The organism is Spirosoma utsteinense (assembly GCF_014282275.1).
GTDB classification, from domain to species: Bacteria; Bacteroidota; Bacteroidia; order Cytophagales; family Spirosomataceae; genus Spirosoma; species Spirosoma utsteinense.
In genome coordinates, this window is sequence record NZ_VFIA01000015.1 from 92,471 (window position 1) to 110,400 (window position 17,930).

Below are 17,930 nucleotides of genomic sequence, written 5' to 3' on the forward strand. Positions count from 1 at the left end.
GACAACTCGGTTTTCGCCGTGTTTACCCCTTTATGAAACCCAACTTCGATCTTAACGTCGTCCTCTCCCGTATTGACGAGGCTATTCGCCCGTATCCGAAAGCCGCCATGTTCGAACTGGCAGAGCGCGGCTACAGCAGTCTGTTCGAACAACTGATCTCCTGCATCGTCTCGATCCGTACGCTCGATGAAACGACCATACCCGTTTCGCTGTGTCTGTTCGATGTCGCCCGAACGCCTGAACAACTCCTGGCACTCGATATTCCCACGCTGACAGACCTGCTTTACGGCACCACCTATCCCGATCAAAAAGCCTACACCATGCAGGGTATTGCCGATCGGATCGTGAACGAGTTCGGGGGTGAACTACCCGCCGATTTCGCCACCCTTACCTCGCTGAAAGGGGTTGGACCAAAGTGTGCCAATCTGGCTCTTGGCGTGGCAACAGGGCTGGCCGCTATCAGTGTCGATGTTCATGTGCACCGGGTGGTGAACCGATGGGGCTACGTGCAGACAAAGCAACCCGAGCAGACGCTGAAGGTGCTGGAAGGGCAGGTGCCGCGCGACCAGTGGCGCGACATAAACCGGCTGCTGATGCCGTTTGGAAAACACATCTGTACGGGTACGCTACCCCGCTGTTCAACCTGTCCGGTGCTGGCGTACTGCGAACAGGTAGGGGTAGAGCGGCACCGCTAACGATGTTCTTTTCAGGGTTTCGCTGGTGTTGCTGCTGTCATCGACTGCTTCAGGCTGGCTAACGTAGCGCGGCACAATTGATCGATCTGGCGGTATAGCTCCGCCTGATTGGCCGCTATCTGCTGAACCAGCACCTTATTCTTGGTGGTCCCATTCGCAGCCCGCTCAATCTCTTCGACCGTAGAACTGACGGGGCGAACCGGCTGGGCAAGTCCCCCTTTTTGTTCGGCGACCAGATCGGTTATGGTGGCCCGGTAGCGGCCAATACGCGCTTCGACCGTGAGTGTATACCGGACCGTCTGATCATCGGAGGGGAACAGCGACCGGACAAAGACAATACCATGCTGCTCATCGAACTGAAGTTCAGCTTCATTTTTAGGGTAATGCTCCTCGGTCCATAGCCGCAGCTGGTTGAACACCTGCCTGGCTGGCCCTTTGCCATCACCGATCCGTACAATCTCCTGATACTGAACCTGACCGGTCTCATTCGCCGGGAGTTTTATCTGGGCTACGGCCGGCACGGCAATTAAAGCGAAAAATAAGAGTACTGCTTTCATGATGACTGGTGGCCCCTGCTGAACCACCGATTAGTTAATTCGAATTAATGGCACTGTGTTTAAACGTAGCCGATAGCTTGAATCGGTGGCTATCTACTATTTTTTCTTTGCGAGTAACCGTCTCCCAGTAGCAACGCCGTAGCCGGTGATTGGGTTTGGCGGCACGCTGAGCCTGCAAAGTTAATGGTATACTCGTCCTGATGCTGATCAGGGTGATTTGGCAAAACGCGTCAGTTTCGGGACTGATGATACTAGTAGACTCGTCGGGAAAATCTACTTTAGGAGTCATCACTAAACTCGTTCGACTATGACCCCATCGGTCACTGAATTGGCGGCATCGACGGCCTGTGGCCAGTTGGGCATCCTGCACCTGAAACGATACTGGGCCAAAGCAATGGCCAGCCGGCTGGGGCAGCTACCGGGCGATTCGTTGGAAGACGAAGGAAGTCTGGATACGGCCCTGTTGAATGCGTTAGGGCTGGGACTTGAACCAACGATTCAGTACCTCTACCAGCACACGCCAGGCTTTCAGGCGTTTGAGGAGTGGATTCAAACCGTCACTGGCGGGCTGCCCAACGCCGACAAGGTTGCTGCTTTCAACGCTCAGATTCTGGGCACGTCATTGACGAAGCCCCGGAAAGAGGACGCTTCGCCGGTTCTTTCGGCCGACGATCTCGCACACTGGGATACGTATGGCTATGTGATCGTTAAAGAAGCCATCTCCCGGCAGGACTGCGATCAAACGATTGAGTTGATCTGTAACTTTTTGCAGATGGAACGGTATCAGCCACACACCTGGTACGCCCCTCATCCGGGCAAGCAGGGGATCATGGTCCAGTTGTTTCAACATACGCTCCTGACCAGTAACCGGGAATCTCCCCGTATCCGGGCCGCTTACGAGCAGTTATGGAACCGGACAGATTTATGGGTCACCACCGACCGGGTAGGCTTCAGCCCACCGCAGACAACAAAATGGCCTTTTCCCGGTCCCCGGCTGCACTGGGATGTTCGGTTAGACAGACCAATTCCCTACGGGCTGCAAGGCCTGCTGTACCTCTCCGATACGCAGGCCCACCAAGGAGCGTTTTCGCTGGTGCCAGCCTTTCAGCACCGGGTCGTGGACTGGCTGACTCAACTTCCCCCAAAAACCGACCCCCACACGCAAGACCTGGAGGCTTTGGGGGCTATCCCCATTCCGGGCGCTGCGGGTGATTTTATCATCTGGCATCATGCGCTGCCGCACGGTAGTAGTCCTAACAGCGCCAATGAGCCCCGTTTTGTGCAATACATCAATTACGCACCCTGAAGACAGAAACGATAACCCTCACCCGTATACTGCCGATCTGGTAATAAGCAGTAATGCAGATTTTATCATGCCATAGCACAATTAGGGATGAAGAGTTTTCGGAGTCCATAAAGAGGGCGTTTCTAAGTGAAACCGTGCCCTAACAAAATAATGCCCGTTAACTAGCTGACAGTCAACGGGTTTTTCTTCATTTGTTGTGGTCCCGACGGGAATCGAACCCATATCTAACGTTTAGGAAACGTCTATTCTATCCGTTGAACTACGGGACCAAAAGAAGAGACGCAAGGGGTTGCGTCTCTTCAACTTTCGTATTCATGCAAATTTGCCGAAAATCCGTCAACCTGCCAAACCGTCGCCGAATTCGGCCGATTCGGAGAGGGGTACGTTCACCCAGTTCGGGTAGATGTAGTAGTGCTTTTCTTTCACGAGTGAATACAGCAACTCCCGCAGTTCCACGATATTCTCACCCGTCTGGGCCGAAATAAACACGACATGGTCGGCCTTCTGGGCGAGGTAGGTTTTCTTGAGGTATTCCAGCGCTGTCTTTTTCTGAACCGCTACCGGAACCGCTATTTCCTCCTGAATGATGCCATCAGCCCCTATCTCGTCAAACTCATCGTTGGGCTCAGCTTTTTCCAGCCATTCGTTCCGGGGCGAAAACTGGTCCATTTTATTAAACACCAGCACCATCGGCTTGTCGGCGGCTTTGATATCGGCCAATGTCGCGTTCACGACTTCGATCTGCTCTTCAAACAACGGGTGCGATACGTCTACCACGTGAACCAGAATGTCGGCCTCCCGCACTTCGTCGAGTGTCGATTTAAAGGCTTCGATCAGCATCGTCGGCAGTTTCCGGATGAATCCAACGGTATCGGTTAGCAAGAACGGGATGTTGCCCAGCGTCACTTTCCGAACCGTCGAGTCGACGGTAGCGAAGAGCTTGTTCTCGGCAAAAACATCGGTCTTGGCCATCGTTCGCATCAGCGTCGACTTCCCAACGTTGGTGTATCCAACCAGCGCTACCCGAACGAGCCGGTCGCGCTCCTTCCGGCGCGTCTGGCTCTGCCGGTCGATCTTTTCCAGTTTATCCTTCAGAAACGCGATGCGGTCTTTTACGATCCGGCGGTCGGTTTCAAGCTCTTTCTCCCCCGGTCCACGCATACCCACACCACCCTTCTGGCTGGTCAAGTGACTCCACATGCGCGTCAGACGGGGATACATGTACTGGTATTGGGCCAGCTCGACCTGCACCCGCGACTGGGCCGTTTGCGCCCGCATCGAGAAGATGTTCAGGATAAGCAGACTCCGGTCGAGCACCTTGATGTCGACCAGTTCATCTTCCAGGTTTCGAACCTGCGACGGGCTGAGGTCATCGTCGAAGATGACCATATCGACCGGATTGGCACGGATATAGGTCTGAATCTCTTCCAGCTTGCCTTTTCCTACATACGTGCGGATGTCGGGGCGTTCGAGCTTCTGGGTAAACGAATGTTTGGTAATGACGCCCGATGTTTCGGCCAGAAATGCCAGTTCATCGAGGTATTCCTTGGTCTGTTCGGCGGTTTGCCTTTGCGAGATCATCGCGACCAGAACGGCGGTTTCGGGTTCTTTATGTGTGTCGTTCATGAATCTTTTTCTGAGTGGTTATCGGGTTATCGTTTGGCTGAGTTGTGGGCTTACACCCGGATTCAATGTTGCCAAACACAGGCCGAAGCCTGGTTACAGTAATAGAACGGGCTGATTTTGGTAAAAGTTTCGGCAGTCGACCAGCCTGAATCGACGCCCTTCCGGTCAGACCTGTACTGTTTTCCAGTGCCCGCGACGGAATACCCATACGGCCATAACGGCCAGTAACGTTTCGCTGGTGGCTACGGCCCAGAACACGCCCGATGGGCCCCAATCCAGCGTATCAGCCAGGGTGTAGGCCAGCGGAATCTCGATCATCCAGAAACAGACGATGTTGATCAGCGTTGGCGTTCGGGTGTCGCCTGCTCCGTTAAACGCCTGACTGACAACCATACCATAAGCGAACGCTACATAGCCAACGCAGAATATCCGAATGCACTGTACCGCTATCTCGACTACGCGGGGTGTATGGTCGAACAGCCAGACAACACGGTGAGCCCCTACATAGAACAGCACCCCAATCAACAACAGGAAGATCATATTGCATAGCGCTGCCCGCCAGACTGAGGTTTCGGCCCGGTCGGGTTGGCCCGCACCCAGATTTTGCCCTACCAGTGTGGCGGCTGCGTTGGCCATACCCCAGGAGGGCAGGATCGTGAAAATCAGAATCCGGATAGCAATGGTATAACCTGCTACCACCTCACTGCCGAAGGTCGACACGAGCCGCGTCAGGAATACCCAGCTGGCCGATCCAATCAGGTATTGCCCCGTTCCGCCTACTGCCACCGTCAGCAGGTTACGAATGACGCCGGGTTCGGGCGTGAGGTCGGCTCGCAGTACCTGCAACGCCCCACTCCGGCGCGTGAGGGCATAAAGCTGGTATAAAACCCCCACCGTCCGACCCATTGTTGTCGCCACGGCCGAACCCATAACCCCCAGTTCGGGAAAGGGACCCAGGCCGAAGATGAATACCGGACAGAGCACGATGTTGACGCCGTTAGCCAGCCAGAGCGACCGCATGGCGACCGACGCGTCGCCCGAACCACGCAGACAGCCGCTCAGGACATGCAACAGGATGATAGCTGGCGCACTGGCGAAGATCATGCGGGTGAACCCTGTTCCGTTGGCGACGAGCTGTGGACTGCCGCCCATCAATCGTAATATAGACTCCGCGAATATCACACCCGGCAGGCCCAGTACCAGCGCTACCACCACTGCTACAAGGATCGCCTGGCCCACTGTTCTACCCGCTTCGCGTGGGTTGCTTTCGCCTATCCGCCGGGATACCATGGCGGCTGCGGCTGTACTGAGGCCAATGGCTACGGAGTAAACCAGCGTGAGCACCGATTCCGTCAGGCCCACCGTTGCAACCGCTTCGGAACCAATTCGGGCGACAAAAAAGATATCGACAACGGCAAACAGGGATTCCATGACCATTTCGAGAATCATGGGAACCGACAGTAAAAAGATGGCCCGGTTGATACTGCCGGACGTAAAATTGGTTTCCGAACCGCGCAGGGCAGCCAAAAACAACCGAATAAATTTGGTCATTGAGACAACAGATAGACCCACAGCCTAACTGGCTAGCAGTAACCTATGGATAATGAGAAATGGATGAAAATAGCTATCCGCAAAGCGGAGCAGCGAGGTACTGAGGAGGAGGAAAACGAAGACCTGCGTAGGGTCTTATCCGAGGAAAATCATGGGCCTGTAGCTCTTTGAGAACACAAACCTATTGAAATATAATGGAATACACCAAACTTGTTCGATTAAACGGTCAGGTTAATCGCTGGGAAATAAATAGTTACGGGCTTATTGTCAGGCAAGCGTGTCCTGGCTGACGAGGCTGTAGGTTGACTGCACGAGGCCGGTTTCGAAGGATTCGGTGCGTACGGCTGCCCACTGGGTTTCTACAGCATGGCTGCCAAACAGGGGAATACCCGTACCCAGAACGATGGGTGCTACCGTAATGATCAATTCATCGATCAGGCGGGCATTGAGCAGGTGTGTATTCAGCTGGCCACCGCCCACCAGCCAGATAGTTCCTCCGTTGCTGCTCTTTAGCGACTGAACGAACGCAACCGGATCACTGGTAATATACCTGACGAAAGTGGTATTGGCCTGTTCCGACCGACTGAAGACGTAGTTGATCTTATCGGCATACGGAAATTCGCCTCCGAAGCTCAAAATCGTCTTGTACGTGTTGTTTCCCATGAGCGTCGTATCGATCGAGGCCAGAAAAGCGTCGTATCCGTAATCGAGCTGGTTTGGGTTTGGGACGTTGTCGAGCCAGTCGACGCGGCCATCAGAACGGGCAATGAACCCATCGAGAGAGATAGCGATGTAGAGACTGAGTTTGCGCATGACTAAACCAAAGCAGTATCCGGCGGTTGTAAAAAGATGAACGACCAGGCGGTTTTACTCAGCGCAATCACTGCTTTTCTTGGCGAAAAATTTAGCGTCGATCGCTATCCCGAGCGTGAACAGGGTGGTGTGTACTATCCTTCAAAACGTCCCGTCCGGAGGCTTGGTCTGGCGCTGGAGCCGTTTTCCGGCCTGGCAGGCTGGATTGCTGCGAACCGGCCCGACGCTCTATGGCTACACCGTCCCTGGAAACTCGACCTGAACGCGTTACCGCCTGATACCGGCATTATATACCATCACCTGCCGTTCGACGAGTACCTGACAATGGGATATAACCCCCGGCTGGCCGAACGGTTGCAGGTGACCGGCCCGCTCGAACCGCTGGGTTATAAGCAGGACACCTCCGAAACCGGCGCTCCCTTGCCCCAACGGCCTATTGGTATGCTATTCGACGCACCACCCAAGCCTGTATCGGGTTGGATTGGCCAGCTGGAATCACTTTTTGGGGGCTACGATCAAGTCGATCCCGGACGACAGACAGTTGTTGGGCGGGTCGCCGTAGTTGGGGCAATGAACGACCGGCTTGTTCGGGAAGCCGCCAACGCGGGTGCGGGCTTGTATCTGACAGGTCAATACCGTCCGTCGGCGCAGGAAGCCGTGACAGAACGCGGGATAGCGGTCGTCGCCCTGGGACATCGCCGAACCGAGGCCTGGGGGCTACAGGCGTTAGCTGATCTGCTGCGTGAGCAGTGGCCGGATCTGGAAGTTATTGTCGCGGGGCCTTAACGCTGATCCTTGTACCAATAAGCGTGGTGAACCTGCGTGTGTGCAAGTTCACCACGAAACGAGTTAAGCAATCGAGCAGACTTAAACGGCACTTTGTTTGTCATGGCTCCGGCCACCCGGTCCGAGGAACGAGGAATCTTCGGAGATGGTCAGTAAAACCAGACTTATCCGAAGATTCCTCGTTCCTCGGACCGGGTGGCCGGAGCCATGACAAACTGCTCATCAAAAATAAGTCAATCTAATTCTGCGTGACTACTTACACTCGGCCAGCAACTTCTGGTTGTTAAGGACATACGCGTCGTCGCCTGCTTTCTTCGCCAGTTCCAGCGACTGTAGCGCATCGGATTTGGCCAGTTTACAATCGCCCGTTTTGGCTGCGATTTTAGCCCGCAGGTAATATGTCCAGTACATTTTTTCGGACTCTACCACTTTGTTGGCCCACACCAGCGCCTGTTTCATATCGCGGTTGGTGTCGTAATAATAGTTGGCTGCGGCCGAAAATACGCCTGGTTTCGCGTCTGCTTTCGCTGTCTGTTCCGCAATCTGGGCCATGATTTTTTCGTCGGGGTCGTTGGTAATCGGCAGTTTGACCCGGAGACTCTCCCAGCGCATGGTCAGACTTGCCGAGGTCGGCGTAAAGTCGGTAAATTCAAATGTCAGGGCTTCGGTGAGTGTCGTTGCTTTTTCGGGTTTCACCGTAATGCGCATCAGGTCGTTGGCCTCTTTATAGGTGTAAGCGCCCCAGTTGTTGGCGTCTTTGTTTAAAATGAAGGTAAAATCAGCTGCGGTTGGCAAGGCGTACAGACCGTAGCGACCGGCGGGGACTTTTTTGCCATCGACGAGCATTGCTTCCGACAGAACCAGGTTGGTAATCTTGTTAGCGCCCGTGCGCCATACTTTGCCATAGGGAACGCGATCGCCGAACATGGTACGGCCTTTGAGCGAGGGGCGGGCATACTCGATGGTAACGGTACCCAGGCCTACCTGCTGGGAAACGGTAGCGGCTGGACTGGCAGCCGGTAAGTCGATCTGGGCGAAGCTGGTAACCGCAAAGCCGGCGACCAGGGCAAGTGTAAGTAACGGTGATTTCATGAGGGGAAACAAGTGAATGATAGGCGCAAGTTTACGCATCGGGCGGCTACGGACCAACTTTCAGCTTTGGGAGCGCGCAGTCAAGACACCATAACCTGCGCCAAATGCACTAAAAGACCAGTTTGAAGGTGCTGCCCTGGCCGGGTTTGGACTCGGCCGTAAGCTGGCCCCCGTGGAGCTGCATGATCTGGCGCGACAAGCTCAACCCAATACCTGAACCGGTCTTCTTGGTCGTATAAAACGGAATGAAAATCTGCTCCAGCGCTTCCGGCTCTATGCCCGGGCCGTTATCCGACACCCGAATGATTACGTAGGGCCCATCTGCTTCCGCTTCGATCTGAATGGATGGACTGGCCGTTTTCTCCAGACTCTCCACCGCGTTTTTGACCAGGTTCAGCAACACCATTTCAATCTGAGCCGTGTCGGCCCGGATAGCCAGGTTAGGCGATGTGGTTGTGATGGTGACCCGGTTTTTCTGTACCTCAGGCTGGAACAGCTGGACTACGTTCCGCAATAGATTCTCGACCGGTACATCGGCAAAAATGGGCTGTGGAATGGTGGTGAAGTGCCGGTAGGCATCCACAAACTGCATGACACCCGCGCCCCGCTGCTCAATGGTCGTCAGCGCATCGCGCAGATCGGTGAGGGATGCGGCTACAGAAAACGAAGGAGCCATTGTCGACGCGTCGGGCCCCAGTGCCGGCACCAGGTCCATCTCAACAATGTCGCGCATGGTACCTGCCAGCGATACGATGGGTGTGATGGAGTTCATAATCTCATGGCGAAGCACCTTTGTTAGGTTCTGCCACGCATCGAGTTCGCGTTGCTGCAACTCGGTGCGGATATTCTGCAGCGAGGCCACCGTAACCAACCGTCCGCGGAGCCGCACCGCCGTACACCGCACCGATAACTCACCATCGGTGCCGGTCTGGTAAGCCACCGGGGCCGATGCGTTGGTAGCCGACTGGAGGAGTCCGGCCAGGTCCGGGTGGGTTGCGTTGAGGTCGGTAAGGGTGCGGAGCCGGTAGATGCCCAGCAGCCGCAGCGCCGTTTGGTTAACCAGTTCGACCTGACCGCTGGCATCGAAGGTGAGCAACCCAACGCTAACGTGCTGAACAATGGTGTTGACGTAGTGGAGGTTGGCTTCTTTCTCCGCCCGCGCCTGCCGGAAGGCATCTAGTACTTCGTTGAACTGATCGTTGAGGCCGCGAAACGAGGGACCAAAATTATTGTCGGCCCGGAAGGCAACGGTAAAATCCGAATAACGCACCGACTCCAGAAAACGGGTCAGTTTGCGATTGAGACCTGTAACGTACTGGTATAGATTGAGGGATAAGACGCCTGTGACGATTAAGGCAACGACAAGCCATAGCTTATTTGACTGGCTGGCATACAGCGCCACCACCGCGCCCGTAAGGATAACGATGGTGGCGATACGCCAGCTAAGGCCAACCGCAAAGCGATTCATGGATTTAGCCGGGTTCTCATGCAATCCAGCTGAACGGATATTCCAGCGTAGGCACTTTTGTCCGGTCGGCAACCCGGCGCAGGCGGTTGGGTAGCGCCATCAGGTAGTCGCGGGCGCGCTGTCCGGCATCGTTCAGGTCGTTTACGGCCGCAATGTTCCAGTCGGCCAGCAGTGTATCGGCAATCTCGATATAGTCCTGGGTGGTATATACGCCTAACCGCTGGGCCGCATCGGAGAAATGACTGAATGTCTGCCCCATTTTAACCCCTGTTTCGCGCAGGAAGTGAGCCGGCATCACAATCTTTTTGCGCATCATGTCTTCAAACGCCAGCATCATTTCGGAGGGGTCTACTTCAAAGATCTGACCCACAAACGCTTTGTACGCTTTGGCATGGCGCATCTCGTCGGATGCAATGACTCCGCATATTTTCGACAGCTGCGGACAGCCTGCCTGTTTCGCCAGCGTGGCGGTCCGGCGGTGCGAAACGTTCGTGGCCAGCTCCTGAAACGAGGTATAGATGAAGTTGCGGTATGGGTCGCGGCCCGTACCAATGTCGAACCCATCGGCAATAAGGTATTGCGTCGATACTTCCATAGCCCGCATGTTCACCCGGCCCGACAGGTAGAGGAACTTGTTGAGCAGATCGCCGTGGCGGTTTTCTTCGGCTGTCCAGCTCCGTATCCATCGGCTCCATCCGTTGCCATTTTCCTGGTCAACGCCTTCCATATCCATCAGCCACGATTCGTAGGTAGGCAGGGCTTCTTCGGTAATGGTGTCGCCGATCAGTACGGCCACATAGTCATAAGGAAGCTCCTGAACACTCTCGCGCAGCAGCTTTACCTCGTCCAGAAAATTGTCCTGCGTCGAATCGGGCAGCAGGTCAGTGGGTTGCCAGTTCGTTTCAATTGGCCGTAAGTATTCGGCCATTAACGCATCTATTTTTTCGCCGACGAAGCGCATTACGTCCAAACGGCTGCCTGATAAACTCATGTCAAACTATATAAAAGATAAACGATCGATTTCTATTTCCTGGCAAGTTACGGTTAAAACAAAGGGCAGATTTAGCCAGCTTTACCTTTTTCTACCTAATGAAAACGACTGATTGCTATTTTTGAGAAAAAATCAGTAGCTACGGTGCCAGTCTGCACTGGACCCGCTTGTATGAAGAAACTTCTAGATTACGTGCTGAGCAGTATCTACCTGCTTTACTTTGGCCTGGTACTGCTTGTGTTTCATGCGCTTCAGGTTGGCGCGTTTCATCTGTTCGGTAAAGACGCCCATAAGAAAACAGTAGACGTTATGAACGGGTTCATCGCCTACGGCTGGTATCTGACAGGTAGTACGATTCAATACCGTCATCTCGCCCCTGAGCTACCCACCGACCGACCGATCGTCTTTGTCGCCAACCACCAGAGTATGTTCGATATTTCGCCTGTCATCTGGTTCCTGCGACGACATACGCCCATTTTCGTGTCTAAAATCGAGCTGTCGCACGGCATTCCGGGCATTTCGTATAACCTCCGCAAAAGCGGTGCGGCCCTCATCGACCGAAAAGACGCCAAGCAGGCCATCGCTGAAATTGCGCGGCTGGGCAAACACATTCAGCTGAAGAAACACTCGGCTGTTATTTTCCCCGAAGGAACCCGCTCAGCCACCGGACAGATGCGTCCGTTTGCAACGGGCGGGCTGGCGGTGCTGCTCAAACGGGCACCAACGGCGCTTGTCGTACCCGTTGTCATTGGGGGAACAGGGCACTTCAACCCGAAAGGTATTTTTCCGTTGCGGTCTTTCTCGCGGATGTCATGGACCGTGCTGCCCGGTATCGAACCCGCCGGACAAACCCCCGAAGAGATCGTCCGGCTGGCGCAGGAAGCGATTGCTGCCGAGCTAGCAAAACCCGTTTAGCGCTGGAATAACTCAGAATACCCGTTTAATCCAGGTGAAACACCCGTTCGAGGGGTTCAACCCTCGGGGAAGAGTCGGGATTTGTCTCCATAAGGTCGGCCATGTAAGCCCACCAGCGCTGCATGACGGGCTGGGTTGGCAAGGCATCGGCGGTATGGCCCGGCAACCGTTTCTGCACGGCAAACAGCGTGCCCGTCGGCCGGTCGAGGTAGATGGAGTAGTCGTAAATACCCGCGTCGGTGAGGGCAGCCGAAAGCTCAGGCCACAGTTCATCGTGCCGCCGTTGGTATTCGGATGCCACGCCTGGCTTCAGCTTCATTGTAAACGCAATTTCTTCCATTGTAGGGTTTTGGATTCAGGGGTATGTGGTATCAGACAGGCAACTATTTGGGTGCTTTCGCTAGCACATACTGGTTCAATGGGCAGTTCCCCAATTGCTGTATACCCTCCATCACGGTAGCCGCGTTGAGTCGGGCACCGGCTGCATTGGTATGGGTGTGATCGCTGACGAAATAGGTTGTCTGTAGCGTTGCCGAATCGCCAAGCGCGTCGTATTTCGCAGCTACGCGCCCATTCAGATCGATATAATAAGCGCCCTGTTTTTTGGCTACATCAGCTGCCCAGGTACTGTAGTTACCCGTGGCCCGCTCCACTTTTCCGTTCTTCCAGGCATTCCGCGGCACCAGCGACAACACAATCGGCAGGGCACCTTTGGCCTGCGCATCGGTTATGTACTTCCGCAGGTACCAGCCGTAGCTGTGTACGAGCTCATGTTTCTTCGTGATGAGGTTGTCGATTTCTTCCGTTTCATCGCCAATACCTTTGATGGAGCCACGGGCGCGGATGGTATCGTTGACAGGCCCGGCGTCGTTATGCCCGAACTGCATCATCACAAAATCGCCGGGTTTCAGCGTAGCCATAATACGGTCCCAGCGCCCTTCGGCGAGAAAGGTACGGCTGCTGCGGCCACCCATGGCGTGGTTCTCGACCTGCAGACGCGATGTGTCGAGGTGAGCCGCAATAAAATGCCCCCAGCCCCACATACCGCCCTCGCCTTTGTCGCTGGAGTTCTTTACCGTCGAGTCGCCGATCAGGTAAAGGGTCGGCCGCCGGGGTGGACTGATCGCCAGCAGGATGAAGGCGACCGAAACGATCAGGGTAGCAGTCAGGAAGTTGTGCTTCATACATGTATACACAAAACGGGTTGGACTGACGATGTACGAATGGTACACCACCATGCCAACCCGAAAGCGGTACAAAGCCTTGTTTTTACCCGTGCTGTTCGCTTCGTTTATGGTGGAGCGTTACAAGCCGAACTTCTCCAGCCGACGATAAAGCGCTTGTCGGGACAAGCCCAGTTCACGCGCTACATCGGTAATGCTGCCCCGGTATTTTTGCATCGTTTGCTGGATCAGCTGGCGTTCCATCGCTTCCAGTTGGAGCGTTTCGTTTACGGGCGATGTGGCCGATGCCGTGTCTTTTCGGAACACAAAATCGGCAGGTTCGAGCGTCTTGCCCTGCGACAGAATGACGGCGCGCTCAACGGCATGCTGCAATTCACGGACGTTACCCGGCCAGCGGTACTGCTTCATTTCGGTCAGCAGCGCCGGACTGATACTGGCTACCGGCCGGTTATACTGCTTGGCGTATTTTTTAGCGAAGTGGTCGGCCAGCGGGCCAATATCGGTAGGGCGTTCGCGCAGGGGCGGAAGGGTAAGCTCGATGGTGTTGATCCGGTAGAGCAGATCCTGCCGGAAGCGCATCGGCGAACCCGTTTGTTCAGACAGGTCGGCGTTGGTGGCGCAGATAAGGCGCACGTCTACCAGCCGGGCTTTGTTGCTGCCTACCCGCGTCACCTGCCGTTGTTGCAGCACGGTGAGCAGGCGGGCCTGCTGATTGGGCGTCAGGTTGCCGATCTCGTCCAGGAAGATCGTGCCGCCATGGGCTTCTTCGAACCGGCCGGCCCGGTCGTCGCGCGCATCGGTGAAGGCCCCTTTGACGTGGCCGAAGAGCTCGCTTTCAAACAGACTCTCGGTCAGCGCGCCTACGTCGACGCTTACGAAGGGGCCGGTTCGCCGGTTCGAGTGCTCGTGGATAGCCCGCGCAATCAGGTCCTTACCCGTCCCGTTTTCGCCCAGAATAAGCACGTTCGCATCGGTGGGCGCTACGCGTTCAACGGTATCCAGAACAGGACGCATGGCGTTCCCGATGATGGCGTTCGGTTTGGACGTCCGGGCGGTTCCGCGGTCCGGCGTCGTTTGTTTGCCCGGCTCCGGGGCCTGCCCGTTACCGTCCGGTTTATGGATGGCGCTCCGGATGGTTTCCAGAAACTTATCGTTCTGCCAGGGTTTGAGGACAAAATCGGCAGCACCGGCTTTGATGGCGCGAACGGCCATTTCGACGTCGCCATAGGCCGTAAACAGGATAACGCGAGCACTGGGATCTATGTCGAGGATACGGTCGAGCCAGGCGAATCCTTCGCGTCCGCTGCTAACGTCGCGCTGAAAATTCATATCAAGGACAATCGCGTCATACCGGTTGTTATTGAGCAGAAAAGGGAGTTTTTCAGGATTCTTCTCAATGTCTACCGTAGCCACGTGCCGTTTAAGCAACAGGCGGGCAGCCAACAGAACATCGGGATCGTCGTCAACGAGTAGTAGTTTTGCTTGTTGCATAGGTCAAAGATAGACGAGGAGGGTTAAATGTTGCACGTCATATGGGTTCAACGGCAGATTGAGCTTTTCTTACGTACTTTGGCCTCTATTGAACGGTCGCTTTGCGTTTTCGAGTCAATGAAATGAACGGTTATTATCACTTATTCAGTACGCATGCCCGCCCCTCAGCAACGCACCCTTTCGCCGTCCATTCCTGACTCTTGGTTTTATGCGCTTGTCGCTGCTGGCCTCGTCCTGAATGCTACCGGTCTTTTCCCGCCCATTCAGGAACCCGATGGTGCTTTGTATGCCAACATCGCCAAAGTTATGGCCCAGTCGGGCGACTTTGTCAACCTCTACGCCGTTGGTACCGACTGGCTCGACAAACCCCATTTCCCGTTCTGGGTAACGGCCGTGAGTTTCCGTATTTTTGGAGTCAACACGGTTGGGTACAAGTTGCCGGCCCTGCTTTTTTTTGCGGCCAGCGTTGGCTACACCTACCGCTTCACCCGTTCGGTTTACCCGAAAATTGTAGCACAGGTAGCCACACTGGTACTGCTGACGGCCTTTCATGGCGTGCTTTCCAACTTCGACGTCCGTGCCGAGCCTTATCTGATGGGGTTGATCATGGGGGCGGTATACCATTTCTGGCGGGTTTATGCCGGTGATTCCGGTGAGGGCAGGGCCCCCGTTCTCACTGCACCTGTACACCTGCTCCTGGGCTCTTTACTGACAGGCTGCGCGCTGATGACGAAGGGTGTGTTTGTGCTGGTACCGATCGGGGCGGGGCTGGTGTTTCACTGGCTCGTAACGGGGCAGTGGCGCGAACTGCTCAAACTACGCTGGTATGTGGCTGTTGCGCTGTCGTTCCTGTTCACGGCTCCTGAAATTTACTGCCTGTATCAGCAGTTCGATCTGCATCCGGAGAAGGTTATTTTTGGTGACACGGGGGTATCGGGCGTGCGTTTTTTCTTCTGGGACAGCCAGTTCGGCCGCTTCTTCAATACAGGTCCTATCAAAGGGGCGGGTGACAAGTTTTTCTTTTTCCATACCCTGCTCTGGGCGTTTCTGCCCTGGTCGCTACCGTTCTACGCCGGCGTGGGCCGGTCGATAGCCGGGTTGGTGAAGCGCCAGCACCCGGCACCCGAGTATGTATCCCTGGGGGCGGGGCTGGCCACGTTTGCGCTGTTTTCGCTGTCGGCTTTCCAGCTGCCACACTACATGAATATCGTGTTTCCTTTCTTTGCCATCCTTACCGCCCGGTTTCTGGTTAGTCTGTCGCCCGTGGCGCTACGCTGGTGGACCCTTGGGCAAACCGTTCTTGGTGTAGTCCTGATGGCCTTGTCGATAGGTCTGTTATACATCGTGCAACCAGATCAGTCGGCTCTGGCGATGGGTTGGGTGGGGGCTGTCACGCTGCTGATATTTCTGTTGTTTCGCGGTAGCACGCTGCTCACGCTGGCGGGTCGAATGGTGGGCACGATGCTGGTGCTGGCGGGCGTTCTCAACCTGTTTATTTACCCAACGCTGATGCCGTATCAGGCGGGTATGACCGCTGCCCATTACGCCAATGAGCAACCGGGTTCGGCGCAGCGCCCAACGCTTTTATACATGCCCGGCGTCGGGGTTGGCGGGGGGAGCTACTGGACGTATGAGTTCTATGCCAACCACCCAACGCGCTATGTTCGGTCTGACTCGGCCCTGCGCCATCAGCTACAGAGGGGTCCACAGCCTGTTTTCACCAGTGCTGAAGAGGCCGATTCGCTGGCCGCGCGACACTTCAGCGTTCGGACCGTGGCCGTGTTTCCTTATTACCACGTCAGTAAACTATCGTATGATTTCCTGAATCGGGACAGCCGGGCCCGAACGCTGTCGCCCTATGTGCTGGTGTCGATTGGTGACGAAGGAAATTAAGAAAAAAACAGCCGAAAGGGCGACGGTACAGGCGCGTTTGAAAGCGGACAGTTTTTGTCCGAAAGCGGACAACCTTTGGGAAGAGGTATGGTATAATAGCTTAACTGACAGGTATTTATCAAAAGTGGCACGGCGTTGGCTCCATTTAAGGAAAACGGAGGAGTTCAAGATACCTGTTTGCTCTTTCACGCTGTAACATTTCACCTTTTATTAAAATGGATCGCACCTTACCCAAACGCTTCTGGACGAGCCAGCGCCTGATACTTTCCGGCGGCAGTGCGTTGCTTATCGGTCTGCTCGCCTATACCTTTTTCTTTGCCGACCGTCGCTCGAAACTGAACGTTGAAAAAGACAAAATCACCATTTCGAACGTGTCAACGGGTCCATTTGAGGATTTCATTGCCGTTACGGGCGTGGTGCAGCCGCTCAAAACCATTCGGCTCGATGCCATCGCTGGTGGGTATGTGACCCAGAAACTGGTAGAAGGGGGTAGCATGGTAAAACAGGGTGAAATATTGCTCCGTCTCGAAAACCAGAATCTTAAGCTTACCTTCCTGCAACAGGAAACCGAAGCCAGCCGACTCGTCAACGACCTGCAGAACACCCGGCAGCGGCTGAAAGTAGAACGGTACCAGCTCCGCCGGACGCTTTCTGAACTCGACTATCAACTCGAACAGTTAAAAGACACCTACGACCGGCAGGCCAAACTCTTCGCCGATAAGGTGATCTCAGAACAGGATTACCTGAAAGCGAAACGCGATTATGAAGGGCTCAACGAGCGCCGTAAAATTGAAATCGAATCGCAGAAGTACCAGGACGAAAACGCCAAAACGCAGATCCGGCAACTTGAAGAAACCCTTTTCCGTACGCAGAAAAACGTATCTCTCTGGCAGCAAACGCTTGAAAATCTGGTCGTGAAAGCGCCCGTCTCGGGTATGCTCAGCACCATGGACGTGGAGGTTGGTTCGAACATCAATCAGGGCCAGAACATTGGCCAGATCGATGACCTGAATGGATTCAAGATGCGCGTTGGTGTCGATGAACACTACATCAGCCGGGTGTTTCCGGGTCTGAAAGGGTCGTTTGAATTCAATGGAAAAACACACGAACTGGAAATCAAACGGGTTTATCCGGAGGTGAAAAGCGGTCGGTTCGAGGTAGATATGACATTTCCCACTGGTACGCCGGAAGGCATCAAGCGCGGCCAGTCGTCGCCTATTCAGCTGGAATTGGGTAAAGCGGCCAAAGCCACCCTGATTCCCGTTGGCGGCTTCTTCTCCGACACGGGCGGCAACTGGGTCTATGTCGTAGACAAGTCATCGGGCAAGCGGGCCGTCAAGCGAAACATAACGCTGGGCCGTAAAAACCCGGAATTTTATGAGGTCCTGGAGGGCCTGCAACCCGGCGAGCAGGTCATCACAAGCAGTTACGAGAATTTCGGGGACAATGAGGTGTTGGAGTTTTGAGAGGGGAGGGGAGTAGAGGGACGAAAGGGAGGAGGGGAGGAAAGGAGGAAGGAGTAGAGGAGGAAGGAGTAGAGGAGGAAGGAGTAGTGGTGGATT

General features: G+C 55.0%; 16 protein-coding genes and 1 tRNA gene. 6 read left to right on the forward strand and 11 right to left on the reverse strand.

Features of this window, described 5'->3' with window-relative positions; genetic code table 11:
* Positions 1–32 precede the first annotated feature (32 nt).
* Positions 33–695 (forward strand): endonuclease III domain-containing protein, encoded by a 663-nt coding sequence (locus FH603_RS13815; RefSeq protein ID WP_186738116.1) that lies wholly within the window; start codon positions 33–35, stop codon positions 693–695.
* 11 nt (positions 696–706) lie between these two features.
* On the opposite strand, the gene FH603_RS13820 is transcribed toward FH603_RS13815, so the two are convergent.
* Positions 707–1,252: a DUF4468 domain-containing protein gene (locus FH603_RS13820; RefSeq protein WP_186738117.1), complete on the reverse strand. Its 546-nt coding sequence runs from the start codon at positions 1,250–1,252 to the stop codon at positions 707–709.
* Positions 1,253–1,559: 307 nt separating this feature from the next.
* Between FH603_RS13820 and FH603_RS13825 the strand changes: the two genes are divergently transcribed.
* Positions 1,560–2,558, forward strand: a complete 999-nt coding sequence (locus FH603_RS13825) for a phytanoyl-CoA dioxygenase family protein (protein WP_186738118.1) — start codon at positions 1,560–1,562, stop codon at positions 2,556–2,558.
* A 197-nt stretch (positions 2,559–2,755) separates the two neighbouring features.
* Here FH603_RS13825 and FH603_RS13830 read toward each other — a convergent pair.
* From FH603_RS13830 to FH603_RS13845, 4 genes are all read right to left on the reverse strand, one after another.
* Positions 2,756–2,827 (reverse strand) — tRNA-Arg (locus FH603_RS13830).
* A 67-nt stretch (positions 2,828–2,894) separates the two neighbouring features.
* Entirely contained in the window at positions 2,895–4,184 is a 1,290-nt protein-coding gene (gene hflX / locus FH603_RS13835; protein ID WP_186738119.1) for a GTPase HflX, read from the reverse strand.
* A 165-nt stretch (positions 4,185–4,349) separates the two neighbouring features.
* Positions 4,350–5,735 (reverse strand): MATE family efflux transporter, encoded by a 1,386-nt coding sequence (locus FH603_RS13840; protein WP_186738120.1) that lies wholly within the window; start codon positions 5,733–5,735, stop codon positions 4,350–4,352.
* A gap of 267 nt (positions 5,736–6,002) precedes the next feature.
* On the reverse strand, positions 6,003–6,548 hold the full coding sequence (locus FH603_RS13845) for a dihydrofolate reductase family protein (protein ID WP_186738121.1): 546 nt from the start codon (positions 6,546–6,548) through the stop codon (positions 6,003–6,005).
* Positions 6,549–6,584: 36 nt separating this feature from the next.
* Here FH603_RS13845 and FH603_RS13850 point away from each other — a divergent pair, with 36 nt between their 5' ends.
* Positions 6,585–7,334, forward strand: a complete 750-nt coding sequence (locus FH603_RS13850) for a Nif3-like dinuclear metal center hexameric protein (RefSeq protein WP_186738122.1) — start codon at positions 6,585–6,587, stop codon at positions 7,332–7,334.
* Positions 7,335–7,586: 252 nt separating this feature from the next.
* Here FH603_RS13850 and FH603_RS13855 read toward each other — a convergent pair whose 3' ends face one another.
* The 3 genes from FH603_RS13855 to FH603_RS13865 all read right to left on the reverse strand — a co-directional run bounded on the left by FH603_RS13855 (position 7,587) and on the right by FH603_RS13865 (position 10,885).
* Positions 7,587–8,426: a DUF2911 domain-containing protein gene (locus FH603_RS13855; protein WP_186738123.1), complete on the reverse strand. Its 840-nt coding sequence runs from the start codon at positions 8,424–8,426 to the stop codon at positions 7,587–7,589.
* A gap of 109 nt (positions 8,427–8,535) precedes the next feature.
* Positions 8,536–9,894 carry a sensor histidine kinase gene (locus tag FH603_RS13860; RefSeq protein WP_186738124.1) on the reverse strand — a complete coding sequence of 453 codons (1,359 nt, stop codon included), beginning with the start codon at positions 9,892–9,894 and terminating at the stop codon, positions 8,536–8,538.
* A gap of 16 nt (positions 9,895–9,910) precedes the next feature.
* Positions 9,911–10,885 carry an acyl-ACP desaturase gene (locus FH603_RS13865; RefSeq protein WP_235985400.1) on the reverse strand — a complete coding sequence of 325 codons (975 nt, stop codon included), beginning with the start codon at positions 10,883–10,885 and terminating at the stop codon, positions 9,911–9,913.
* A 171-nt stretch (positions 10,886–11,056) separates the two neighbouring features.
* On the opposite strand from FH603_RS13865, the gene FH603_RS13870 reads away from it, so the two are divergent.
* Positions 11,057–11,800: a lysophospholipid acyltransferase family protein gene (locus tag FH603_RS13870; protein WP_186738125.1), complete on the forward strand. Its 744-nt coding sequence runs from the start codon at positions 11,057–11,059 to the stop codon at positions 11,798–11,800.
* A 25-nt stretch (positions 11,801–11,825) separates the two neighbouring features.
* Here the strand turns inward: FH603_RS13870 and rhaM are convergent, their stop codons facing one another.
* From rhaM to FH603_RS13885, 3 genes are all read right to left on the reverse strand, one after another.
* Positions 11,826–12,140, reverse strand: coding sequence for an L-rhamnose mutarotase (gene rhaM, locus FH603_RS13875; RefSeq protein WP_186738126.1), 315 nt, complete (start codon positions 12,138–12,140; stop codon positions 11,826–11,828).
* Between the two features lie 43 nt (positions 12,141–12,183).
* Complete coding sequence (locus FH603_RS13880; RefSeq protein WP_186738127.1) at positions 12,184–12,984, reverse strand: rhamnogalacturonan acetylesterase; 801 nt, start codon at positions 12,982–12,984, stop codon at positions 12,184–12,186.
* A 120-nt stretch (positions 12,985–13,104) separates the two neighbouring features.
* Positions 13,105–14,475, reverse strand: a complete 1,371-nt coding sequence (locus FH603_RS13885) for a sigma-54-dependent transcriptional regulator (RefSeq protein ID WP_186738128.1) — start codon at positions 14,473–14,475, stop codon at positions 13,105–13,107.
* Between the two features lie 153 nt (positions 14,476–14,628).
* Between FH603_RS13885 and FH603_RS13890 the strand changes: the two genes are divergently transcribed.
* Both FH603_RS13890 and FH603_RS13895 read left to right on the forward strand, forming a co-directional pair.
* Complete coding sequence (locus tag FH603_RS13890; RefSeq protein WP_186738129.1) at positions 14,629–16,368, forward strand: ArnT family glycosyltransferase; 1,740 nt, start codon at positions 14,629–14,631, stop codon at positions 16,366–16,368.
* A gap of 215 nt (positions 16,369–16,583) precedes the next feature.
* Positions 16,584–17,834 carry an efflux RND transporter periplasmic adaptor subunit gene (locus FH603_RS13895; RefSeq protein WP_186738130.1) on the forward strand — a complete coding sequence of 417 codons (1,251 nt, stop codon included), beginning with the start codon at positions 16,584–16,586 and terminating at the stop codon, positions 17,832–17,834.
* The last annotated feature ends 96 nt before the right edge of the window (positions 17,835–17,930 follow it).